Origin of the sequence: Acinetobacter colistiniresistens, from assembly GCF_024582815.1 — a bacterium.
Classification (GTDB): Bacteria; Pseudomonadota; Gammaproteobacteria; order Pseudomonadales; family Moraxellaceae; genus Acinetobacter.
Map to the genome: position 1 here is coordinate 2163239 of NZ_CP102099.1, position 22559 is coordinate 2185797.

The window sequence follows — 22559 nt, forward strand, 5'->3', positions numbered from 1 at the left end:
AGCGACAACAATGAAACATTCAAATGCGACACAACAAATGGATATTTTGAATAAAGAAATTATTCAGCAAACTTTCCATAAATTATTGCCACAGTACGCTTTTAAAAATCCAGTCATGGCATGTGTTTGGATTGGAACGGTGTTAACCATCGCGGCAACTGTGATGGGGAGCACCAGTTTTGGATTTGGTATTTTACTCAGCTTGATCTTATTGGTAACCGTTTTGTTTGCCAATTATGCAGAAGCAGTAGCAGAAGCCAAAGGACGTGGACAGGCATCTTCTTTACGCCAAGCTCGTGAAAACTTAACGGCAAATAAAATTGCTGATCTAAATGCTACTCCAATGGTGATTTCTGCAAATTTATTAAAAAAAGATGATTTGGTGATCATCAAAGCTGGTGAAATCGTGCCTGCAGATGGTGAAATCATTCAAGGTTTTGCCACCATTAATGAGTCGGCGGTGACAGGTGAGTCTGCACCTGTATTACGTGAAGCCAATACGGATCGGTCAGGTGTGATTGGGGGTACCAAAGTTTTATCAGATCAAATTATTGTTCGTGTCAGTAATGAGGCAGGCAATAGTTTTTTAGATCGCATGATTGCTTTGGTTGAGGGTGCAAATCGTCAAAAAACACCGAATGAAATTGCGCTGAGTATTTTACTGAACATCATGACCATTACTTTTATTGTTGTGGTTGCAACATTACCGTTTATTGGTTCTATGGTTGGGATCAAAATCAGTCTGGTAATGTTGATTGCGTTATTGGTCTGTCTCATTCCAACAACAATTGGTGGTTTGTTGCCTGCGATTGGGATTGCAGGGATGAACAGAGCCTTAAAAGCCAATGTATTGGCGAAGTCAGGTAAGGCAGTTGAGGTTGCTGGTGATATTGATGTATTGCTGTTGGATAAAACAGGCACAATAACCTATGGTGATCGCCAAGCAACCGCTTTTTACCCATTGGCTGGTGTGAGTCCAAGTGAATTACGCCAAGCAGCAATGCTCACGTCTTTTGCTGACCCAACGCCTGAAGGTAAATCTGTCGTGAGTTTAGGTAAAGAAATGGGTGAAAGTATCCGTGAACCTAAAGACGCAGAATTTATTCAGTTTAGTGCTTCAACACGGTTATCTGGGGTTGATTTAGCGACAGGGCAAAAAATTCGCAAAGGCGCAGTGGATGCGATTCTAAAATTTACCCAGCAAGAGATTAAAGACAATATTGAGCTGAAAGCCCGTGTAGAACAAGTCGCGTCTAAAGGCGCAACACCATTGGTTGTTGCATCGAATCATACAATTTTAGGTGTGATTGAACTTTCAGATGTGATTAAGCAAGGGATTAAAGAGCGCTTTGCATTGTTGAGAGAGATGGGGATTAAAACCATCATGGTAACAGGGGATAATCCTTTGACCGCAGCCGCAATTGCCGCTGAAGCAGGCGTGGATGATTATATTGCTGAAGCTCGACCTGAAGATAAATTAGCTTGTATTCGTAAAGAGCAAGCCGCAGGGAAATTGGTCGCAATGGTTGGCGATGGAACCAATGATGCACCCGCTTTGGCACAAGCAGATATTGGTTTGGCAATGAACTCTGGCACGCAAGCTGCAAAAGAAGCGGGAAATATGGTTGATCTAGATTCTGATCCAACCAAACTGCTTGATGTGGTAGAAATTGGCAAGCAGCAATTGATTACCCGCGGTGCATTGACCACATTTTCTTTAGCCAACGATGTGTCTAAATACTTTGTGATTTTGCCTGCACTGTTCGCCGTTGCGATTCCTCAGCTTGATGTCTTGAATATTTTGCAGTTGGGTAGTCCAAGCAGTGCGGTGATTTCTGCATTGATTTTTAATGCACTGATCATTCCGATGTTGATTCCTTTAGCGCTTAAAGGAGTGCAATTTAAACCTGCCAGTGCGTTGCAATTGTTACGTCGTAATATGCTGATCTATGGCGTAGGGGGTGTGGTTTTTCCGTTTATTGCCATCAAATTGATTGACCTTGTTGTGTCGTTGTGGATTTAGGAGTACATCATGAATACATTAGAAAATTTCCCGCTATCTTCTGAGCCACAATCACTCTTTCGGTCTAGCCTAGGTTTAGTGTTGGTTGGGTTCTTGATTGCAGGCGTATTGTATTGCAGTGTGAGTGTATCTTTGGCTCAATTGTTATTTCCAAAACAGGCTAATGGTAGTGTTATCGAGTTAAATGGAAAAATTGTCGGGTCAAGCTTGGTTGGACAGGACTTTGCGAGTGATCAATACTTTCATGCTCGTCCAAGTGCCATCGCGTATGATGCGGATGCGGTTGGGGGGAGTAACTTGGCAGTGTCTAATCCTGAATTGCAAAAGGAAATTAAAGAAAGAACCTTGCAGTTTGCTCAAAACAATCAAATCCTTGAGCAACAAGTACCACCAGAGATGATCACTGCATCGGGTAGCGGGATTGATCCAGATATTTCACCTGAAAGTGCACTATTACAGGTGAAACGTGTGGCACAACAACGTGCTATATCCGAGCAGAAAGTCAGAGATTTAGTGCAACAACAGATTCAACCTGTTCAATTGGGCTTGTATGGGCAGGCACGAGTCAATGTGCTTCAGCTCAACATCGCTTTAGATCAATTATCATCAACCTCACGTTGATAGAGCTTAACCTATGCAGATCGACCGAAATAACAAAGCAGATGCATGGTTGGCACATAGCCAACGTGAACAATCTGGACGTTTAACCATTTTCTTGGGGGCGGCACCTGGCGTGGGCAAAACCTTTGCCATGTTGTCGAGAGCACATGAGTTGATGCGACAAGGTCATCATGTGCTGGTGGGCGTGGTCGAAACGCATGGTCGAGCTGATACAGAAGCTTTGATTCAAGGGCTGAATGTTGTTCCTAAAAGGACTGTTGAATATCAAGATCGATTTTTAGATGAAATGGATCTTGATCAAATTCTGAAGTTAAAACCTGAAATAGTTTTGGTCGATGAACTCGCACATCGAAATGTGCCCAATAGCCGTCATGAGTATCGTTGGCAAGATGTGAATGAGTTACTAGATGCAGGTATTGATGTGTATAGCACATTGAATATTCAGCATCTTGAAAGTCTGAATGATGTGGTCTATCAAATTACGGGCATTCGGGTGACAGAAACCGTGCCTGATGCATTATTAAAAAGATTAAAAGATATTCGGCTGGTCGATCTTCCTGTACCTGAACTATTAGAGCGTATGAATCATGGCAAAATTTATTTAGCGGATGTCGCTCCACATGCCTTGCAAGGCTTTTTTAAGCCAGCCAATCTCACAGCTTTACGAGACCTTGCAATTCAAACAGTTGCAGGACAGGTGGATATTGATTATCGGGAGAAATTTGTAGCTCAAGGACAAATTATTCCGATTCAAAATCATGTGATGTTAGCCATTGATGGAACTGAGTTTTCAGAGGATTTAGTAAGACGAGCACATCGGATTGCCGAAAGGAGAAATGCGACTTGGAGTGTGATTTCAATTCAAAAAAGCAAGATTGAAAACACGCAAACCTTTGCTGTCACTAAAGCTTTTAATTTGGCACGTAAGTTAGGTGCAGATACTTATTTATTATATAGCAATCAAATTGCAGCAACGATTTTACAGGCTGCTTATGATTATGGCGCATCTAATATTTTATTGGGCAAGAGCCCTAAAAAGTCACTCTGGCAACGTTTGTTTTCAGATCACATTGCTGATCAACTGTTAGAAAAACAGCATCCATTTGAAATCACCTTTGTTCAGCCATTAGCATCAAAACATGGCGATCATAAAGCAATGATCTATCTCTCTCATCATGCTTGGCTAGAACAGGGCTTAGCATTCAATCAACGAGAAATCATTGAAAGCATTGTGATTGTTCTGCTCGGTCTTATGGTGGCGGCAATCAGCGATCGGTTTATTGGTTATAGTGATTTAGCCTTAATTTTCATTGTGACGGTGCTGCTGGTCGCAATGCGGGCACGCATGCTGATTACGATTATGAGCGTTTTTATTTGTTTTTTACTCTATAACTACTTTTTTATCGAACCACGATTTACCTTTATGATTAGTGCTGAACGTGGTGTCATTACTATTATCACATTTATCGTTTCAGCTTTATTGGTCGGGCGTTTAGCCAATCAATTACGTGCTCAGGTGCTTAGCCTACGTGCTGCAAATTCTATTGCGCTACAATTACAAGAATTAGAGCGTAAACTTTCCAGTTGTGTGGATATTGAACAGGTCATGACAGTTGCAAAGCAACATTTGGAAAGTGCTTTAAATGCAGCCGTTTGGCTTAGAATTGGAACATTTGAATTAGGCGATGCCACTTTATTTAATGAAAAAGATCAGATCGCTGCAAATTGGACTCAGAAAAATGTGCAATCATGTGGACGTTTTACTAAAACATTAACCCAATCTGAATGGTGGTTTAATTCACTGAATCTAGTGGGTGGGTATGGTGTCATTGCCATTCGATTTAATCAAAATCCTGAAAGAATTGATTTTGAACAACAACGCCTAGTTGAGTTGATGATTGATGACATTGCTCAAACTGCTTCACGTGTACAGTTATCATTGCAGTTAGAAAACTCTCGTGTGGTGGCTGAAACGGAGAAGCTGCGTTCAGCCTTACTTTCATCCGTTTCACATGATTTGCGTTCACCGTTGGCTGCAATGATTGGCTCAGCGGACAGTTTAAAATATTATGGCGAACAGATGCTTGAAAGTGATCGCCATGAATTATTAGACACCATTCACATTGAAGGGGAACGGCTTGATCGTTATATTCAAAATCTACTTGATATGACTCGCTTAGGGCATCAGGGACTTACTTTGGCTCGAGACTGGATTGGTGTGGATGAGCTGATTGGCTCTGCAACGCAACGGCTTAAACGTTATCAGCCGAATGTCAAAATCAACGTGACTTTAGCAGATGATTTGCCTCAGCTTTATGTGCATCCTGCCTTGATTGAGCAAGCTATTTTTAATGTCTTAGAAAATGCAGCCAAATTTTCTCCAGAAAATGTGCCTATAGAAGTGAATATTCAGCAGATCGAAACCTATTTACAGATCGAGATTGAAGATCAAGGTGTTGGTATTCCTGAAGATGAACGTGAGCAGATTTTTGACATGTTCTATACCATGCAACGCGGTGATCGAGGTAAAACGGGGACAGGTTTAGGACTGGCGATTGTCAAAGCGATTATCGGGGCACACATGGGGAGTATAGAGGCTTTGGCTGGGACACATGGTCAAGGTACTTTAATTAAGATACGATTACCACTTCATCAGGATTAAAATCATCGTTTATGCTACAAACATTAAACCATCAAGTATCAATTCTTATTATTGACGATGAACCGCAAATTCGGAGATTTTTGGACATCGCCTTACGTGCACAAGGTTATCAGGTGCATGTTGCTGAAAATGGCTTAAAAGGCTTAGAAATTTTGGTGACACAGCGTATTGGCTTATTGATCTTAGATTTAGGTTTACCTGATATGGATGGGCTGGAAGTTTTAACTGAGTTGAGACAATGGTCAGATATTCCTGTGATTGTGTTATCAGCACGTCCTGATGAAAATCAAAAAATTAAATTGCTCGATGCCGGTGCTAATGACTATGTGACCAAACCCTTTAGTATTCAGGAATTATCTGCACGAGTTAGGGTGATGTTTCGGACTAAGCCGCAACAGACAGAACAAGCCGAAATTTTTGATGATGGAACATTATTTGTTGATGTGATAGAGCATGTCGTAAAATTGGCTGGGCAAGAAATTGCTTTAAGTAAAAAAGAATTCCAGCTTTTAGCGTTATTAATAAGCCATCAAGGTAAAGTGGTTACACAAAAGCAAATTTTGACAGAATTGTGGGGAAGTACCCATGAAGAAGATACTCATTATCTACGCATCTTGGTGAAAAAACTGAGAGCGAAAATAGGGGATTCTGCTGTTACGCCAAAATATATTGCAACTATAGCAGGTATAGGGTTGCGGTTTTGTACGTCATGACATTTTAAACTTTTCTTTTTAAATACTTTATAAAATTTACGATCTTTTTACGTTACATTAAGCTTGCTCTAATTTATCGTATTTATACCAAAGTTAGTAAGGTTTAAAATTATGAGTACTGCACTCATGTTAAAAAATAAAGAGAAAAGTATTAAAATTGAAATGCCATTTAATACTCAATCTTTAAATAATGTAGAAAGTGCTTTGTTTTTAGAAGAGGTGAAAAATTATCTTTGCTCTTATCCAAACACTAAACATATTGATATTTGTTTGCATGATATTAATGGTCATATACGAGGAAAGCGTATAGACATAAGTTGTTTAAATAAATTAGCTGATGGTTGTTATTTCCCATTATCTGTTTATGCAATGAGTCTGGATGGTAAAGTAATAGAAGAAACTGGTTTGGGTAAGTTTATTGGAGAGCCAGATTTTTTATGTAAGCCAATACTAGGTAGTTTAAAACCTTGTCCAACAGACCCTGAACACAATGCACAATTGTTCCTAACAATGAAAGATAATGAGTGTGATTGTCAATTTGAACCTAGAAATCTATTAAAGGGTATATTGAGCAAATTACATGAGAAAAATTATTACCCTTGTATGGCTGCTGAACTAGAATTTTACCTTTTCAATAATAATGGCTCAGAGAGTGAGATTGCGACTAATAGCCAGTGTTTTGATATCAATACACCAAGTGGTTATCAAGATGTCCTTGACGAAGTCGAACGTATAGCAGTTTTACAAGGTATTAATATTACAGGGGTGGTTGCTGAGTCATCCTCTGGGCAATATGAAATTAATATACGGCATAGTGATGATGTGCTGGAATTATGTGATCAAGTGATGTTGTTGAAACGAACAGTAAAACAGGTCGCATTAAAGCATGGCTTGAGTGCAAGTTTTTTAGCAAAACCTGATATGCATAAAGCTGGTAGTGGTATGCATTTTCATATGAGTATTTTAGATCAGAATCAACAGAATATTTTTAGCACAGAAGTAAAAGATTTATTATCACCCCAGTTGTTAAAAGTAATTAGTGGACTTATTCTATTGTTACCTTCTTCAATGGCAGTCAATGCACCCAATGTAAATTCATTTAGACGATTTAGAATTGGCAATCATGTTCCTTTAGAAGCAAATTGGGGCGTCAATAATCGTAATGTTGCGATTCGGATACCATGTTCAGATACTGCTAACCAACGCTTAGAGTATCGTGTTGCTGGAGCTGATTGTAACCCTTACTTAACAGTCGCAATGATTCTAATGGGGACATTACATGGTTTAACTCAAAACTTAGAAGTTCCTAAGCAAGCTAATCAGTTAAAACGTAAAGAAGAACATATTTTTTTAACGACAAATCAGTTAGAAGCTTTAGCACTTTTAAGGAAATAATATTATAAAAGAATATCTTGGAAAAGATTTTATTGATTTATGGTGTACGGTTAAATATGCTGAATATCAGAATATTTATAATCAAATTACAGCGATTGAACAAAATTGGGATATCTAGGAGTTTACGATGTACCATAGTCTAAGTTCCTCTAAGGATATGATTGAAAATCAGGAACTCACAAAAGATCTGTTTGCGAAGTACGATTTACAAATGATTGATACAGAAAAACTAGCACAGAAGTATTCAACGGCTTCAAAAAAGATGCAGAAATTAATTTTTGCAATTTTGAAAGAGAGAGGTTTTGATCGAAGTGAAATTGAAAGTTTGTTGAAATCTAATCAAAAAACTAATTTAAAGGTTAGAAGCCTACTTGTATTTATATGCAAATAGGCATCTAGCAAAATTTTTAATTATCTGAAACTATATTAGTGGGCTCTAAAAATATTTTGTTAAAGTAAATACAGCAGCATTTTTAACACCTTTTTATTAGTTTCTGTAAATCCACTAGTATCTATATTTGTACCAATAATGGCTAACTCTGCACTTAAATTCATTGGTTTGTAGTTGTAAGTTGTTCCAACTTTCCAATCATAAAAATTATTCTCTGATTTTCCGCCATAAATTTCTTTATTCGCTTTTGAGTAGCCTAAGTTTGCAATTGCGCCAAAGTTAGATTGAGCAAAAGGGGTCGTATATAAAATGTTAAAGTACCAATTATTTATATCCTCACCGAGATTTTTGCTCATTGCTTCCCCACCATATTTGTTTGTGTAGCTTATACTAGGAATGAAATTGTCATTTTCGCTTAATAAATTTGTAAGAAAAACTTTGATATAGTATTCATTATAATTTAAATCACTTTTGCCAACATAATTGTATCTAAGCATGCCTACATCTAGTGTTGGTTGTTTTTTACCCATATTAAATGAGGTGCTATAACCTATAAAAGGGTCTAGCTCTAGATGTGCTTCATCGCCAAAATCTACATTTGATGCAAATGCTGAAATATAGAATCCAGATGAGTGGTTTAAGAGAAAGTTTCCTTGGAAAGCAGTATCATTTTTTGTTTGCGTTTGACCACGCCAGCGATATTCACTTGCGAGTGAAGCATTCCCAGATAATTTAAAGTTTATATTTTCAGAGTTTTCTGATGCTAATGTATAACTAGATGGTAGGGCTGAGATCAAAACTAATAATTTATGAGAATTTCTCATAATATCCTCTATGAAATAATAGAAATTTGAGTGATGTATATTAAATTTTCACTCATTTATTTGTAATAAAGTTATCGTAAAATTTGCGTAAATAAAGTATAAATTATAACAAGGTTATTATTTTTAATAATTAAAGGTATTTTAATACATAAACACGTCATATTGGGTGGTCGTTCATATTTTCCATGAAATAAATTAAAAAGTATTGAAGAGCTCGTTTTTTGATTCTATGATTTGATCTAGATACTCTGAAGAGCTTGTGAGTGCTGTATCAATACTCATTTGCTTGGATTACTTAAACAATGATCAAGTTGTAGTTAAATAGATTTGCTGAAAAATTTTTGGAGGGAATGATATATTGCACTATATAGCATCCTATCTTTTGAAGACAATATTAGAATTTGAATATGATTTAATGCAGATTAGCTTCTTTGTCCCGCGTGAGAGTATTATACACAATGTGGGTGATGGTTTGGCACCTTGGCGTGAGCATTTGTTTATTTCAATGCTGCGTAATACGCCCAGTCAGTGATTTCTATCAGATCCCGTCCAATCGTGTAGCGGAGTTAGGTAGTCAGATCGAAATTTAATAAAATTACATGCTAAGATTTTTCTTCTTAAGTGGAGGCTATTTACCTCCACTTATTTATTTTGTGAGTAGTTTACCTCTAATGCCTTTAGATAAATAATAATTCTTTGGGAATCTAAAATTTTATGCAAATAATCTCAACATTTAATATTTATATAGCAATATGCATCCCAGTCAGCCATCAACCCTTTACGTATTCAAGAATGTTAGCAGCTTCAACTTCATTTGGTAGTTTATGAGTAAGTACATTTTCATAGAGTTCACTTGAGTAGTCAGTTAGTGTACCTAAAGCTATATCTGAAAATTATTGCGCTTAATGTACAATCAATAAATCATTGAAGAAAATTGAGTTCACTTAATAAAATAGCAGCAAATAATGAATTGAATTTTTGTAGTAAAAATCGTAGTAAAAAATTAAATATAAATTATTTTATATATACTTATCAATAGTATATGTTTTTAATTTGACGGCCACCGCTTCCGCCAAATATTTAAATAAGCCCTTGTTTTTACAAGGGCTTGTTTTTTATCTATGATTTTACCCCTCAACCTACCCCTCATCAAACATTGGATTAGGTGATATCTAAAGAGACATCTTTTTACTTATTTGGACATCATATTAGTTGAAAGAAAATTTCTAGTAGAATTCCAAACTGATTTTAAGGTGGGGAATTTTGCAAATATCCACTTTGGTCTTATGCTTGAATGGTCTGTTGTATTTGGTTTTTACTGTTGCTTATCTTTACTTTCATCTTGGATGAGTTTTCTTGATCTTATACATTCTGTTTATGAGATTTTATCGATTCATAATTATGGGCAGACTGTAAAAAATAAATCTACCCATATTCTTTAGATGCTTGTAAGTGATGTTAAACCCATAAATTTGATGATACTGGTATATCATACGGACTGTTAAGTTGTCTGCATCCTTACAGATTGATGATCTCATATAAATTTTCTGGTGATAAATTTTTCACCATATCATTTAGACCTTTACTTAGACTTGCTTTACTAAATGTATGTTCATAAAGTATGTCCCTCATACCACAAGTGATAAATATTGTTGCTTTTTTAGGCTTTATGGTTTTTATATCTTTATCATTTTCAAGTAATTCATAAAGCGTTTGGAACAAATCGGAAAAATAATCCATGCCTGTATGATTGATTGAGTTGCGACGATCTTGATTGATAGCATTCTCAATTATAGTTTGGTTTGCAGAGCCGTGAATGGCTATGGAAAAGGCAAGAATGAGACAACTCAACAAGGTGTCTTAAAAGCAGCTTTTGATGGTAAACATGGTTGGTTCTGGCGTAACCGTACAGAAAATCCAGTGACTGTAACTCTACTTGTAGAAGGACAGTTTAGTGAAATGAAGAAAGTCTTTTAAGCTTTAATCAATCTCCTTGGAATAGTCTTCCAAGGAGATTTAATCGTTATAGATGTCAGATTCTAAAAAGGAATCCATAAAATGCTAGAAGTACTAAAAAATACCACATATCGGCATTTGTTCTTGGCCCAAGTGATTGCACTCATTGGAACAGGGTTAATCACGATCGCCCTAGCTTTACAGGCATACGATATTGCCAAGGGAGAAGCTGCTCAAGTTCTTGGTATTGCTTTGGCAATTAAGATGATTGCTTATATCGGTGTAGCACCTATAGCATCAGCATTTGCAGAGCGCTTACCAAGAAAACAGGTATTGGTTGGATTAGATATTATCCGAGCATTAACAGCTTTGTGCCTACCATTTGTGACACAAATCTGGCAAATCTATATTCTCATTTTTATTCTGCAATCTGCATCTGCTGCATTTACGCCAACATTTCAGGCAATGATTCCAGATGTTCTGCCTGAAGAAAAAGACTATACCAATGCTTTGTCATTGTCTCGACTAGCCTATGATTTAGAAAACATTATCAGCCCAATGTTGGCAGGTTTCTTACTCACTGTCATGAGCTACCATAATCTGTTTTTAGGAACAGTATTAGGTTTTATCGGTTCTGCTTTGTTTGTGGTAAGTGCAAAATTACCAGTCGCCAAAGTGCCTGAGTTTAGAGGTGTTTATAGCCGTATAAAGCAGGGAGCTAAAATTTATTTTAATACGCCGAGACTTAAGGCGTTGCTTGCTTTAAATTTAGCTATTGCTTCGGCGAGTGCTGTTGTGATTGTAAATACTGTTGTATTGGTTCAATCGACATTTAAACTTACCGAAAATGCAACGACATGGGCATTTGGTCTTTTTGGACTTGGGTCAATGTTATCTGCTTTTGTTTTACCAAAGATATTGGATAAATTTCCTGATAGATCAGTCATGTTGACGGGAACAACAATTCTTGTCATTGGACTATTCAGTGGTTCTTTGATTGCATCTTATAATGGTTTGTTAGCACTTTGGTTTGTCCTTGGTATTGGATATTCAGTTTCACAAACACCTACAGGTCGCTTGATTCGTAAGTCTGCATCAAGTGAGAATAGAACATCATTGTTTGCCGCCCAATTTGCTTTCTCTCATGCTTGTTGGCTGATCACTTATCCATTGGTTGGATGGTTGAGTACGAATATAGGCACATTACAGACTTTTATTCCGATGGCTGTTATTGCGATTATTGCTCTCATTCTTGCATTATGCTTATGGACAACTAAAGATGAAGATTTTCTAGCACATAGCCATGATGATTTACCCGCAGACCACGAACATGTGATTCAGCATCAAATTAATGGTGTACATGTGCATGAGTATGTGATTGATGACCATCATCAAAAATGGCCTAAATAATTCTTTTCGACTAATGGCTTAGAAGTAAATCGTTTGTTTGTTGTACAATTTCAAACTTGTTTTATCGTTCAATAAAAAGGGAAACAATATGAAAAAACTAATCTTGGTATGTTTAATGGGGCTTGCGGTAACAAATGCTTTTGCTCATTCAGGTGGTACTGATTCTTCAGGATGCCACACGAATAGTAAAACAGGGGATCGTCACTGCCACTAATGGTATAAAAAAAGGAAGCTAAGCTTCCTTTTTTATTAAAAATTATAAGTTTACGCACCAATGTACAAAATCAAACCACAGAATGCCGAAGCTAAAATGACATACATGACTTTGACTTCAAAATGGAACAAGGCGATGAATGCTGCAATCGCAATAACCATTGCTTCATAGTTGAATGGATGATCGAATCCATTTGGCCATAAAACGTGGTAACTGAAGAAAAGTGCAAGATTTAAAATTACACCAACAACAGCGGCAGTGATTGCCGTCAAAGGTGCAGTAAATTTTAATTCATTGTGGGTTGATTCAATCACTGGAGCACCAGCTAGAATAAAAATGAAAGAAAACAGGAAAGTAAACCAAGTCACAATCACAGCACCCAACGCACCTGCCAAGAACAGATGATCATTGCCTAACAGAGCATGATTAAAGCCACCTAAGAATCCTACAAACGCAACAACCATGATCAGAGGACCTGGGGTGCTTTCTCCAAGGGCTAAACCATCGATCATTTGTGTTGGACTCAACCAACCATAAAAATTAACAGCACCTTGATAAACATAAGGTAATACTGCATAAGCACCACCAAATGTGAGCAAAGCAGCTTTTGTAAAGAACCAAGCCATTTGAGTATAAGCATGATCCCAACCAAGCGTTAAAACCAAACTGAAAATTGGGGCAAGCCATAGGATTGCTCCAATCAAAAGTATCTTAGCTAAATGTTTCCAACTAAATATGGCATGTTCTGGGGTAGGTGTATCATCATCAATTAATGCGGGACCATAATCTTTTTTACCTTGCTGATGTGAACCTCCGCCTGTAAAAACGCTTGGATATTTTTTACTTGCTAAATATCCAATGATCGCAGCCGTTAGAACGATTAAGGGGAATGGCAAGTTAAAGAAAAATATAGAGATGAATGCAAGCGCAGCGATTGCCCATAAAAACTTATTTTTCAACGATCGGCTACCAATCCGATATGTCGCATGAAAAACGATAGCAACAACAGCTGGTTTAATCCCATAAAAAAGACCTGCAATAATAGGAACATCACCAAATTTTACATAGACCCATGACAGACCAATCAGGATAAATAGAGAGGGTAATACAAAAAGGATTCCTGCAACTAATCCACCAACGGTTCTATGCATCAACCAACCGATATAGGTTGCTAATTGTTGTGCTTCAGGCCCAGGCAGTAACATGCAGTAGTTGAGAGCATGTAAAAAACGCTTTTCAGAAATCCAACGTTTTTGTTCAACGAGTTCTTGGTGCATAACAGCGATTTGCCCCGCTGGTCCACCAAAACTAATAAACCCCAATTTAAGCCAAAATAAGAAAGCTTGCCAAAAATGAACTGGCTGTGCTGGTTCTTCATGTACAGCGGCTTGTTCTTGTTCCATGATTATTCTCTTTATAGGTTGGCATATAAGCCATCGAAAATGTGATTTGATAAGGCAAATAGGTGGTCATCGTCACTTATCTGGCTTCTAATTCCTTGAATAACCTTTTCAATACCGATTGCTTCGGGAGGCTCAATTCCACCGACATCTAAGTAATGAACAATTTCAGCAATTTTCTTTAATGCAGGTGTTTCTAAATTAAAACTATGTAAAAGAACTTCGAAGGTCACCCAATGATTGACATGACTGAAAGTTGCACCATCAAAATCGAATCCTAATGCTGCTTCTGGGCAGTCACTTGGCATTTCTAACCAAATGAATGTTGGTGAGGTATCAATAAATGTCTTTATTAGCCATGCAGAGGCTAGACGATCAATCCAAGGTCTTTTACGTGTTGCCCAAATTCTGTTTTGATAACTAGCTTTATCTAGAAGTTGAATATGAGCTTGTATCGCTTTGAACCGTACCGGGTTTGTCGGAGACTCAATATTCTGAGAGACTATTCCGATGAAAAAACCAAACTATACCCCCGAAATTAGAGAAAGAGCGGTTCAATTACTAATTGAATCTGAAAAAGATTATCCATCGAATTGGGCAGCAGTTTCCGCAATTGCTCCTAAAATTGGCTGTACTCCTGAAACACTTCGTGTTTGGTATCAAAAATACTTAGATCAACAAAATCCCGCCAAAGTACAACAGGTATCTGACCAAGAAAAAATGAAGCAAATGGAACGTGAAATTAAAGAATTAAAACGTGCCAATGAAATTCTACGTAAAGCAGCCGCTTTTTTCGCCCAGGCGGAGCTCGACCGCCCACACAAATAATGGTGGATTTTATCCATAACAATAAGGCGTTATATGGTGTTGAAGCGATTTGTAGAATTTTACCGATTGCAGCTTCGACCTATTATCGGGCTTTAGATTTCGTTGATAACCCAGAACATCGAGCGAAACGTGCTCTGCATGATTTACATCATGCAGAGCAAATCAAACGTATTTGGAAAGAAAGTTCAGGTCGATATGGTGTACGTAAAGTTTGGCAAAAATTGAAACGTGAGGGTTATGTTATTGCACGTTGTACAGTTGCTCGATTGATGCAAAAGCTAGGTATACAAGGTGTTTGGCGTGGTAAGAATAAACAAACCACCCGTAGCCGAGATGATCAAAAACGAGCAGATGATTTAGTGAAACGGAATTTTAGTGCTGATCGACCTGACCAATTATGGGTCAGTGACTTTACGTATATTCAAACACATTCAGGCTGGGTCTATACCGCCTTTATTATTGATGTGTTCTCACGAGCAATTGTTGGATGGAAAGTATCTACACGGATGAATACAGATATGGTGCTCGATGCATTGGAGCAAGCATTGCACGATCGAGGCATGCCAAAGAATGTGATTCATCATTCCGATAGAGGTGTTCAATATCTTTCTATTCGCTATACCAATCGTTTAGATGCTGCAAATTTACGAGCATCAGTCGGTACGACAGGTGATTCATACGATAATGCTCTGGCTGAAACGGTGAATGGCTTATACAAAACAGAGGTGATTGAATATTTAAAAGCAGATTGGCAAGGTTTAGCAGATGTACAACTTGCGACACTAAACTGGGTAGATTGGTTCAATAAAAAGCGTGTACACAGTGCACTGGGTTATGTATCGCCTTTTGAGTTTGAAGCAATGTACTATGATAAGATTAACCCGTTAGGTCAGGTGGCCTAACTTAAATAAAAAAGTCTCCGACAAACCCGGTACGGTTCAGTATAACCGTAGCAAGCAAAGCAATACTTTTAGCCACATTCTCCAGATGTGGCTTTTTTTATAGAATTCATCATTGGGTACTTATTAAAAAGATCAAGCCAACAATACTTAGCTGTTAAGATGTACTAGTTTTTATACAACTGGTCATATAGTTTACGGTGATGTCTGGCGCTAACCAGAAATATTTGCCGATTGGACTATAATGTAGACCAATCGTATTCATCTGCGTTAAACCTGCAAGTTCTGAAAAGCTGCTAAGCTCATTCGGTTTAATATATCTATTAAAGTTATGCGTGCCTTTGGGCATTAATTTAAAAAGATATTCACCACCAACAATCGTGTATAAAAAAGACTTTGGGTTTCTGTTGATTGTTGAAAAAAATACTAGTCCATGAGGTTTTAATAATTGTGCACAAGACTGGATAATTGCAGCAGGGTTAGGAACATGTTCTAGAAGTTCCATACAGGTAATAATATCGTATTGTTGTGGGCTTATTTTTGCCAGTTCCTCTACAGCAACAGTGCGATACTCAAGGTTATGAATATTCTCCATAATCGCGTGATTACGGGCAACCTGAATACTTTGCTCCCCAAGGTCAAATTAGGAATAACAACACGTCACCTCTCTCGTATTTTTTCTAAGGAATTTGGGATTTCACCCGCGAAATGGCTAGAGAATATTCGTTTGGAACATGCTAAAAAGCTACTGAGAGAAGATCAATTGGCAACCAAACAAGTCGTCATGGAGTGTGGTTTGAGCAATGAACAAGTGTTAAGGCAATTATTTGTCAGAAATTTGGGAATAAGCCCAGTTGAATATAAAAAGTTATATCAATATAGGCTTTAAAAAAAAGACGATGCTAATGAGAGCAAAATTGTGTTTTTTGCGCATAGGGGATTTTACACATGAGGTTAAGTATTGAAAATGATTTAAAATTTCGAATGCATAACTCTCGTCTATTTCATCAAGGGATAGATCTCATACTCAAATTTTATAACAATCAAGTTCGTTGTATAGGCCAAGTAAATATTTAGCAGATCAGCAGCAGTCTATACTCACCCTCTTTTTCAGCAGGTGCTCTATGCACGCAGGGCAAGGCTTGTTGTGTGGGATGGTCTACCGCCAAACGCCAAAGATATCCTGAGCCTAAATTCACAGGTTGGGCATCCGGTTTGGGTTGATAATGTAGATCAAAGAAATAATCTTCCAAGAAATGTTCAAATTCTGCTTCTGGTCCGTCATACAGGTTTTTGAGTTTGTTTCTGATGTCTGGAATCAGAATCTTTTGTTCAACCTGATCATTCGGCAAAATATCGCTTGCTACGCCGTAATAGGTACATAAAAAAGTATCCGTTGCGATGGGAGAACGATCAATATGGTAAGAATAGACGTCTGTTGAGATGAAATCGAATTCTTGGTCACGTTCGTAACTTTCAAGAAGATTCAGAGAAGGTGACGCCCCGAAATCAGAGAGAAGTTGCATATCGCTTAAGATTATTTCTCTTGCCAGATTGCCTTTTTCTGAAAGTTTCAGTGCTATAAGATCCTCAATGGAAACTTCGGTAATCTTCTCTTTTAATTCAAGTTTAGTCACAATTTCTTTAAAGTCACCCATCAAATTTCTAGACCAGCAAATGGCATTCATCTCTCCTTGAAAATGAGTATTTACCAGTTCAGAAAAACTAGAAACTACTTTAATTTGATCACTGTCAGAAAATGTCTTGCTCATATAGAAATTAAATAAATCATTTACTCTGGTTAATAATATACACCCAGTTCCTATAGAAATATTGCTTTTCAAGCGATTCGATAGATTTAATCGGCTTTGATGGGCAATTTACATTCAGCGCAGTAAATCAGTATTTTCTTGGTTATTCACCTCTGTTTAGCATGGTGATTTGTTATACATATATGTTTGTTTTTGTGATGCATTGTTGAATTTTTCGTGTGTGTATGAAGAATATGCAAGGTTATTGGTTAATGATAGCTTTCTCCAATTGTAGATTGATAGCAAAATCGCATCTGCCTTTCCAAAGGAAAGATGCTTTGGAGCAGCTTTAATATTTAAAAATCATTTTAATGAGACAAAATGATGGTGAGGATAAGAGAACGAATGAAGAATTTAATTTTAACTAGTGTGTTTGCAGTAGCGGCGGTATTTTCAACACAAACGATGGCCAACGATTTTGTCGAAGGCAAAGATTATAAAGTTGTCTCAAATCCAGTAAAAACCTCAGCACCGGCCAATCAAATTGAAGTACGGGAATTCTTTTGGTACGGGTGTACTTATTGTTTTAAATTAGAGCCTTATATGCAGGCCTGGCTAAAGAAAATTCCAAGTGATGTGTATTTCCTTCGTACTCCGGCAGCAATGAATCCGATGTGGGAGCAGGGAGCGCGTGCCTACTACGTGAGTGAAGCTTTGGGTGTACGTAAGCGTACTCATTTACCGCTATTTCATATTAATAATGTAGGAAATCAAAAAGTTCTGCAGAAGGATGCCTTTGCCAAATTCTTTGTGAAGTATGGTGTTCCTGAAGCAAAATTTAATAGTATGTATGATTCTTTTGCAATCACCGCAAAAATTTCAGAATCAAACCAGTTGGCACAAAAATATCAATTGACTGGTGTTCCTGCTGTTGTTGTAAATGGAAAATATATTGTGCAAGGGGGAGATGATAAGGTGGTTAAAGTGGTCGAATATCTTGTCAATAAAGAGCGTAAAGCGAAGTAAATTTTTAAAATTACAATTGCTTGTCATTGAGTTAGCTGAATACCTTGTTGAACCCTTCTGAATTTCCTGATTTGGTATCTGTCAGAAAAATTGAAGGGTTCTTTCTTTTTCTATCAAATCAATTTGATTATTCTACACAAAACCAAATATTAAAATGTGATTTAGTTCAAATATTCATGCTTATATCGTATTTTCTGTTTGGTTTGCTTTTTTGATATTAGTTTTAATTGCTAAATAGATTTTATCTTTACTGAATTGTTTTGTTTTGAAATTTAGCTATGTTTTCAGGTCTTTTAAAATGAATAAAATGCATGTTGCAGTATCTGTCATTATTGGTTTAATTGTTGGTGGCGTCCTAGGTTCTCTCGGCTATTCGAAGACAGCAGCACGTTACGATGCGATCACGACAGCTTGTGTTATGGTCAATCAAGGGGTTGAACATGACATCTTGAAACCAGAACAGCTCAAACAATTAGGTGAGTTAACTGGGCAAAGCCTTAAGAAAGATTATAGCTCTGTTGCATCTAAATTTAAGTTTGCTGATAATCAATTGGACAATGCATCTGAAGCTTCGAATTGTAGCCAGTTTATTGTTGGAGTGAATGCTGCTCAATAAGAATTAAAAGGCCCTTGTTATCCAAGGGCTTTTTTGGGGCTACCGTTCTGATTCATGTTGAATTCGATATCATGCAACTAATAATTTCATAAATCTAAGCATGCTGATTTAACCTAATTTGTCTTCAGTCCGTGTCTCGAAATCACTTGCATCATGACGTTCATGCAATTGGGTTGCTAAGTCGCCGAAGGTGCGATTGACCATGCGTCCACGCTGCACCGCAGGGCGTGCCAGAATCGTATCCGCCCAACGTTGTACATGTTGATATTGATCTACACCTAAGAATTCATTGGCATTGTAAACCCAGCCTTTGACAATGCTGCCATACCAAGGGAAAGCTGCAATATCGGCAATCGAATATTCGCTACCAGCCAAATATTCATGTTGTGCTAAATGTTGATCCAAAACATCCAGTAGGCGTTTGGTTTCCATGGCAAAGCGGTTGATTGCATATTCAATTTTCACAGGTGCATAAGCATAAAAATGCCCCAAACCTCCACCGATGTAAGGTGCGCTGCCCATTTGCCAAAACAACCAGTTTAAACATTCGGTACGTGCTGCAATATCGTTCGGAATAAAGGCTTTAAACTTTTCAGCCAAATAAAGCAAAATTGAACCTGACTCAAAAATCCTTAAAGGTGGAGTTTGGCTATGATCGACCAACGCGGGAATTTTAGAGTTTGGATTGATATCGACAAAGCCACTGCTGAATTGTTGTCCTTCGCCAATCTTAATGAGCCAAGCATCGTATTCGGCATCTTGATGCCCTAATGCGAGCAGTTCTTCCAGTAAAATCGTGACTTTTTGTCCATTAGGCGTTGCCAAGGAATAGAGCTGAAGGGGATGTTTCCCAATGGGTAAAGTATGCTGATAACGGCTGCCTGCTGTCGGCTGATTTAAATCTGTTTTTTCTCCAGTCCATTGCCAAATTCGGGGTGGGATATAGTTTGAATCGTTCATTATTATGTGCCAGTTGATCGTGAGATCTATCCAGTCTAGGCGAGCTGATCTAAAATTGGGTAGCTTTTTTGTGGCAGCGTTTTATCTTTTTTTCTACGTATATTATTCCTGTATTTTATTTATTTCAGGCCTAATATTTTGAAAGTGCTGACGAATGATGTCAAGCCAAGCCTGAACAGCGGGTGAGATGGGAAGGCTTTTTTTCCATGCCATCGCTAAATGCCACTGAATATTTGGTTTTTCAAGCGGAATGGCTGCAAATAAATTGGAATCCAACATATCGGTATAATATTTTGGCAGTAGGGCTATTCCCATACGTTGTAACACCATATCCGCCAGAAGATTCCACTGGCTGGTACGGCAGGCAATACTTGGATAAAAGCCATGCTGCTGGCATGCATCCAGAATAATACGGTTTAAGGAAAAATTTTCAGGAAACATCAAGAAGGATTGGTGTCGTAACTCTTCTAAAGTGATTTTTTTCCGTGACGCCCAAATTGCATCTCGTCGTAACACAACCATTAAAGGGTAATTGCACAATTCAATGCTATCAAAAATCTGTGGATCGAAAGGTTGTAACAATACACCTACATCCAATTCATTGTTATGCAAAGCGAGTTCAATCGCTCTGGAGCCGACTTCAAGAAAAGAGAGTTCAATTTTAGGCCATTGTTGGTGATAATCAAAAAGCGCGGTGGTAAGGAGTTGAGCACCTAATGGCGGAACACCAAGTTTGAGCGTACCTGTTTTTAATTGTTGATAATTTTCAATTTCTAGAAAAATATTTTGCTCAGCTTGTAGCAGTTCTACAGCGTGTTGATAGATACGTTTGCCAATTTCAGTCAGTTCAAGTTGTCTTTTACGACCATGTTCGGGTTTCACGAGCAGTTGTACTTGCAGCTGTTGTTCGAGCTGCTGCAAAATTTTACTAATGGTTGGCTGAGTGAGGCATAACACTTCTGCCGTCCGAGTAAAACTTTTCGTTTTTACTAAGGTGACAAAGCATTGTAATGATTTGAAGGAAAGCATAACAAATTTTTGATTATTCCATTTTTGAATAATTTTAACATGAATAATTCATATCATCACGCTGCTGGCTGGATAAGATAATAATTATGTAGTTCACCATTTGATTTCATAAAATGCGTACCGAAGCTGTTTCTGGAATATCCACACAAAACTCATTTTTGCAATTGCTTAAACAAATTTTAATTCTGGCTGCATTTTGGAGTGCAGGTTATGTCCTGCATCAAAAGTTAGGTATACCAATCTCTGCGGGAATTTTAGGTATGTTCTTGCTGCTCTTCAGCCTGTTTTTAAAATTCATCAACATTGATCAAGTGGCAACAGGAGCAGCATTTATTTTAGGTGAGTTATTACTGTTTTTTATCCCTGTGGTTGTTGCAATCGTTCAATACAAAAACTTATTTATGACAGAAGGTTGGCAAATTGTATTGAGTATTGCACTGGGTACTATTCTGGTCATGTTAAGTACTTCGCTTACCATTCACTATTACCATCGCATGAAAAATTATTTGCTTGTAATACGTAAGCATTTCCAGCACAAGCATATTTAAAGGCAGTCAAGATGAATATTTGGTCAATTCTTTGTTTGATCTGGACTTTGCTGGCCTATGTAATTGCAAAGCGCCTCTATCAAAAGTATCCGAAATTATGGCTATCGCCAGCGCTGAGTGTGCCAGTACTCACGATTCTTTTAATGATGATTTTCGGGATTTCATATCAGACTTATGCTGAAGATACTCAGTGGATTGTCAATTTACTTGGCCCTGCAACGGTTGCATTCGCCGTGCCGATTTATCGTTATCGCGAGACAATTCGTAAAAATTTGGGGGTTTTATCCGTTGCCATTGTTGTGGGAATGAGCGTTGGTGTGATGTCGGCTTATGAGATGGCACAATTATTTGATTTTAGCCCTGAAGTCACTAATAGTTTGATGGCACGTTCTATCTCAACACCTTTTGCCATGATTTTGGCAGAAGATATTCATGGTTCAGCGGCATTGGTGTCTTTATTTACCGTTATTACTGGTTTAGTAGGAATGATTTGTGGAGACGCGATTTTAGCAATCACCAGAATCCGTTCTCATGTGGCAAATGGTGCTGCATTTGGTAATGCAGCGCATGGTTTTGGTACGGTGAGAGCGCAACAACGCAATACTGAGGAAGGGGTGATTGCAAGTTTAACCATGGTTATTGCTGGTATTTTAATGGTTTTGCTTGGTCCAGCAGCGATTCATGTATGGTTAGTGCTCTAAGCGCCTTTTAGTAATAGTCAGATATTATCCTTAAAGTGATTTAGTTTGAGCTTGTGCAGTGGGCTACATAGTTCATTTTAGTGATGTAGTTATTATTCATTTTTGATAAACATTTAATTTAGTTTTTTGAAACCAAAGGGTGTTTAACGTGAGAGCTTGATAGATCATTTTAAGATGGTGGTGTATATATTGGTAAAGGATATTTTTATCAATAACTGTTACACTCCTTAATTAATGGGGCTTGGCAAAGTAGAAATAATAAAAAATGGAGAAAGGGACTGTTACATCGATAAAAACATTTTTTATAACCTGCTGTAAAATTGAGCAGATGTAAGCTATATTGCCCAAAAACTGCAGTTAGATCGTTTTTAAATTTATAGTGCTTTGTTTTTGTATTATTTTTTTATTTGATGTAGGTAATTTACATTGTATTACTCTGACATGTTGTTCATTTTTATATCTGGATTAGCATAAATTTTATTATAAAAGACTGAACTGAGTGAAGATATAAAATATCTCCATTTATTATTAAAGCTTAGGTGATCTGGTCTTTTACCTTGCAGCTTAATATAATAAAATGTAATCTCTTCGG

At 37.5% G+C, this 22559-nt stretch carries 19 protein-coding genes, 6 pseudogenes and 1 other annotated feature; of the genes and pseudogenes, 16 read left to right on the top strand and 9 right to left on the bottom strand.

Going from position 1 to position 22559, the window contains the following annotated elements; genetic code table 11:
- Positions 1–10: 10 nt before the first annotated feature.
- The 6 genes and pseudogenes from kdpB (at position 11) to NQU59_RS10280 (ending at position 7805) form a co-directional block, all read left to right on the top strand.
- On the top strand, positions 11–2023 hold the full coding sequence (gene kdpB, locus NQU59_RS10255; protein WP_005089522.1) for a potassium-transporting ATPase subunit KdpB: 2013 nt from the start codon (positions 11–13) through the stop codon (positions 2021–2023).
- Between the two features lie 9 nt (positions 2024–2032).
- The gene (kdpC, locus tag NQU59_RS10260) at positions 2033–2644 is read left to right on the top strand and encodes a potassium-transporting ATPase subunit KdpC (RefSeq protein WP_005089524.1); all 612 of its coding nucleotides are present in this window, start codon (positions 2033–2035) and stop codon (positions 2642–2644) included.
- Between the two features lie 13 nt (positions 2645–2657).
- On the top strand, positions 2658–5306 hold the full coding sequence (locus NQU59_RS10265) for a sensor histidine kinase (protein WP_005089525.1): 2649 nt from the start codon (positions 2658–2660) through the stop codon (positions 5304–5306).
- Between the two features lie 11 nt (positions 5307–5317).
- Positions 5318–6019 (top strand): response regulator, encoded by a 702-nt coding sequence (locus NQU59_RS10270; protein ID WP_005089527.1) that lies wholly within the window; start codon positions 5318–5320, stop codon positions 6017–6019.
- A gap of 111 nt (positions 6020–6130) precedes the next feature.
- Positions 6131–7532: pseudogene (locus NQU59_RS10275) on the top strand (glutamine synthetase family protein).
- Between the two features lie 9 nt (positions 7533–7541).
- Positions 7542–7805: a hypothetical protein gene (locus NQU59_RS10280; RefSeq protein ID WP_257063337.1), complete on the top strand. Its 264-nt coding sequence runs from the start codon at positions 7542–7544 to the stop codon at positions 7803–7805.
- Between the two features lie 45 nt (positions 7806–7850).
- Here NQU59_RS10280 and NQU59_RS10285 read toward each other — a convergent pair.
- A pseudogene (locus NQU59_RS10285) lies at positions 7851–8629 on the bottom strand (TorF family putative porin).
- Between the two features lie 394 nt (positions 8630–9023).
- On the opposite strand from NQU59_RS10285, the pseudogene NQU59_RS10290 reads away from it, so the two are divergent.
- Positions 9024–9219, top strand: a pseudogene (locus NQU59_RS10290) (KUP/HAK/KT family potassium transporter); the annotation flags it as partial.
- A 136-nt stretch (positions 9220–9355) separates the two neighbouring features.
- Here NQU59_RS10290 and NQU59_RS10295 read toward each other — a convergent pair.
- A pseudogene (locus tag NQU59_RS10295) lies at positions 9356–9495 on the bottom strand (integrase); the annotation flags it as partial.
- A gap of 652 nt (positions 9496–10147) precedes the next feature.
- Positions 10148–10369, bottom strand: a complete 222-nt coding sequence (locus NQU59_RS10300; RefSeq protein ID WP_004699691.1) for a hypothetical protein — start codon at positions 10367–10369, stop codon at positions 10148–10150.
- Between the two features lie 75 nt (positions 10370–10444).
- On the opposite strand from NQU59_RS10300, the pseudogene NQU59_RS10305 reads away from it, so the two are divergent.
- The 3 genes and pseudogenes from NQU59_RS10305 to NQU59_RS10315 all read left to right on the top strand — a co-directional run.
- Positions 10445–10606: pseudogene (locus tag NQU59_RS10305) on the top strand (transmembrane anchor protein); the annotation flags it as partial.
- Between the two features lie 81 nt (positions 10607–10687).
- On the top strand, positions 10688–11995 hold the full coding sequence (locus NQU59_RS10310; protein WP_005058254.1) for an MFS transporter: 1308 nt from the start codon (positions 10688–10690) through the stop codon (positions 11993–11995).
- Between the two features lie 88 nt (positions 11996–12083).
- Positions 12084–12209 carry a YHYH domain-containing protein gene (locus NQU59_RS10315; RefSeq protein WP_000733641.1) on the top strand — a complete coding sequence of 42 codons (126 nt, stop codon included), beginning with the start codon at positions 12084–12086 and terminating at the stop codon, positions 12207–12209.
- A 50-nt stretch (positions 12210–12259) separates the two neighbouring features.
- Here the strand turns inward: NQU59_RS10315 and chrA are convergent, their stop codons facing one another.
- Both chrA and NQU59_RS10325 read right to left on the bottom strand, forming a co-directional pair.
- Positions 12260–13612: a chromate efflux transporter gene (gene chrA, locus NQU59_RS10320; protein ID WP_005058256.1), complete on the bottom strand. Its 1353-nt coding sequence runs from the start codon at positions 13610–13612 to the stop codon at positions 12260–12262.
- Between the two features lie 11 nt (positions 13613–13623).
- Positions 13624–14070 (bottom strand): annotated as a pseudogene (locus tag NQU59_RS10325) (chromate resistance protein ChrB domain-containing protein); the annotation flags it as partial.
- Between the two features lie 49 nt (positions 14071–14119).
- Here NQU59_RS10325 and NQU59_RS10330 point away from each other — a divergent pair.
- Positions 14120–15339 (top strand): IS3 family transposase gene (locus NQU59_RS10330; RefSeq protein ID WP_107114716.1). Its coding sequence is split into 2 segments (ribosomal slippage): positions 14120–14396 and positions 14396–15339, totalling 1221 coding nucleotides; the frame shifts between segments, so codons are not numbered across the junction.
- Positions 14395–14511: a sequence feature (AL1L pseudoknot), on the top strand. Its footprint overlaps the gene before it by 117 nt.
- A 154-nt stretch (positions 15340–15493) precedes the next feature.
- Here NQU59_RS10330 and ubiG read toward each other — a convergent pair.
- The gene (gene ubiG, locus NQU59_RS10335) at positions 15494–15931 is read right to left on the bottom strand and encodes a bifunctional 2-polyprenyl-6-hydroxyphenol methylase/3-demethylubiquinol 3-O-methyltransferase UbiG (protein ID WP_257063339.1); all 438 of its coding nucleotides are present in this window, start codon (positions 15929–15931) and stop codon (positions 15494–15496) included.
- On the opposite strand from ubiG, the gene NQU59_RS10340 reads away from it, so the two are divergent.
- Positions 15917–16225, top strand: coding sequence for a helix-turn-helix domain-containing protein (locus NQU59_RS10340; protein ID WP_257063340.1), 309 nt, complete (start codon positions 15917–15919; stop codon positions 16223–16225). The two genes, ubiG and NQU59_RS10340, sit on opposite strands and share 15 nt — an antisense overlap.
- A 184-nt stretch (positions 16226–16409) precedes the next feature.
- Here NQU59_RS10340 and NQU59_RS10345 read toward each other — a convergent pair whose 3' ends face one another.
- Positions 16410–17108, bottom strand: coding sequence for a DUF1826 domain-containing protein (locus NQU59_RS10345; RefSeq protein WP_257063341.1), 699 nt, complete (start codon positions 17106–17108; stop codon positions 16410–16412).
- A gap of 384 nt (positions 17109–17492) precedes the next feature.
- On the opposite strand from NQU59_RS10345, the gene NQU59_RS10350 reads away from it, so the two are divergent.
- Positions 17493–18113 (top strand): thiol:disulfide interchange protein DsbA/DsbL, encoded by a 621-nt coding sequence (locus NQU59_RS10350; protein WP_005242924.1) that lies wholly within the window; start codon positions 17493–17495, stop codon positions 18111–18113.
- A 298-nt stretch (positions 18114–18411) separates the two neighbouring features.
- Positions 18412–18729, top strand: a complete 318-nt coding sequence (locus NQU59_RS10355; RefSeq protein ID WP_257063343.1) for a hypothetical protein — start codon at positions 18412–18414, stop codon at positions 18727–18729.
- A gap of 108 nt (positions 18730–18837) precedes the next feature.
- On the opposite strand, the gene yghU is transcribed toward NQU59_RS10355, so the two are convergent.
- Both yghU and NQU59_RS10365 read right to left on the bottom strand, forming a co-directional pair.
- Positions 18838–19689 (bottom strand): glutathione-dependent disulfide-bond oxidoreductase, encoded by an 852-nt coding sequence (yghU, locus tag NQU59_RS10360; RefSeq protein ID WP_257063344.1) that lies wholly within the window; start codon positions 19687–19689, stop codon positions 18838–18840.
- A gap of 102 nt (positions 19690–19791) precedes the next feature.
- Positions 19792–20718, bottom strand: coding sequence for a LysR family transcriptional regulator (locus NQU59_RS10365; protein ID WP_257063345.1), 927 nt, complete (start codon positions 20716–20718; stop codon positions 19792–19794).
- Between the two features lie 113 nt (positions 20719–20831).
- Between NQU59_RS10365 and NQU59_RS10370 the strand changes: the two genes are divergently transcribed.
- Together NQU59_RS10370 and NQU59_RS10375 are read left to right on the top strand one after the other, a co-directional pair.
- Positions 20832–21266, top strand: a complete 435-nt coding sequence (locus NQU59_RS10370) for a CidA/LrgA family protein (protein WP_257063346.1) — start codon at positions 20832–20834, stop codon at positions 21264–21266.
- Between the two features lie 11 nt (positions 21267–21277).
- Positions 21278–21967 (top strand): LrgB family protein, encoded by a 690-nt coding sequence (locus NQU59_RS10375; protein ID WP_005242914.1) that lies wholly within the window; start codon positions 21278–21280, stop codon positions 21965–21967.
- Positions 21968–22559: the final 592 nt, after the last annotated feature.

Bases quoted from the DNA above. Each gene is read 5' to 3' on its own strand.
- kdpB (WP_005089522.1), top strand. From the start codon at position 11: ATGAAACATTCAAATGCGACACAACAAATGGATATTTTGAATAAAGAA.
- kdpC (WP_005089524.1), top strand. From the start codon at position 2,033: ATGAATACATTAGAAAATTTCCCGCTATCTTCTGAGCCACAATCACTC.
- NQU59_RS10265 (WP_005089525.1), top strand. From the start codon at position 2,658: ATGCAGATCGACCGAAATAACAAAGCAGATGCATGGTTGGCACATAGC.
- NQU59_RS10270 (WP_005089527.1), top strand. From the start codon at position 5,318: ATGCTACAAACATTAAACCATCAAGTATCAATTCTTATTATTGACGAT.
- NQU59_RS10280 (WP_257063337.1), top strand. From the start codon at position 7,542: ATGTACCATAGTCTAAGTTCCTCTAAGGATATGATTGAAAATCAGGAA.
- NQU59_RS10300 (WP_004699691.1), bottom strand. From the start codon at position 10,369: ATGGATTATTTTTCCGATTTGTTCCAAACGCTTTATGAATTACTTGAA.
- NQU59_RS10310 (WP_005058254.1), top strand. From the start codon at position 10,688: ATGCTAGAAGTACTAAAAAATACCACATATCGGCATTTGTTCTTGGCC.
- NQU59_RS10315 (WP_000733641.1), top strand. From the start codon at position 12,084: ATGAAAAAACTAATCTTGGTATGTTTAATGGGGCTTGCGGTAACAAAT.
- chrA (WP_005058256.1), bottom strand. From the start codon at position 13,612: ATGGAACAAGAACAAGCCGCTGTACATGAAGAACCAGCACAGCCAGTT.
- NQU59_RS10340 (WP_257063340.1), top strand. From the start codon at position 15,917: ATGAATATTCTCCATAATCGCGTGATTACGGGCAACCTGAATACTTTG.
- ubiG (WP_257063339.1), bottom strand. From the start codon at position 15,931: ATGGAGAATATTCATAACCTTGAGTATCGCACTGTTGCTGTAGAGGAA.
- NQU59_RS10345 (WP_257063341.1), bottom strand. From the start codon at position 17,108: ATGAGCAAGACATTTTCTGACAGTGATCAAATTAAAGTAGTTTCTAGT.
- NQU59_RS10350 (WP_005242924.1), top strand. From the start codon at position 17,493: ATGAAGAATTTAATTTTAACTAGTGTGTTTGCAGTAGCGGCGGTATTT.
- NQU59_RS10355 (WP_257063343.1), top strand. From the start codon at position 18,412: ATGAATAAAATGCATGTTGCAGTATCTGTCATTATTGGTTTAATTGTT.
- yghU (WP_257063344.1), bottom strand. From the start codon at position 19,689: ATGAACGATTCAAACTATATCCCACCCCGAATTTGGCAATGGACTGGA.
- NQU59_RS10365 (WP_257063345.1), bottom strand. From the start codon at position 20,718: ATGCTTTCCTTCAAATCATTACAATGCTTTGTCACCTTAGTAAAAACG.
- NQU59_RS10370 (WP_257063346.1), top strand. From the start codon at position 20,832: ATGCGTACCGAAGCTGTTTCTGGAATATCCACACAAAACTCATTTTTG.
- NQU59_RS10375 (WP_005242914.1), top strand. From the start codon at position 21,278: ATGAATATTTGGTCAATTCTTTGTTTGATCTGGACTTTGCTGGCCTAT.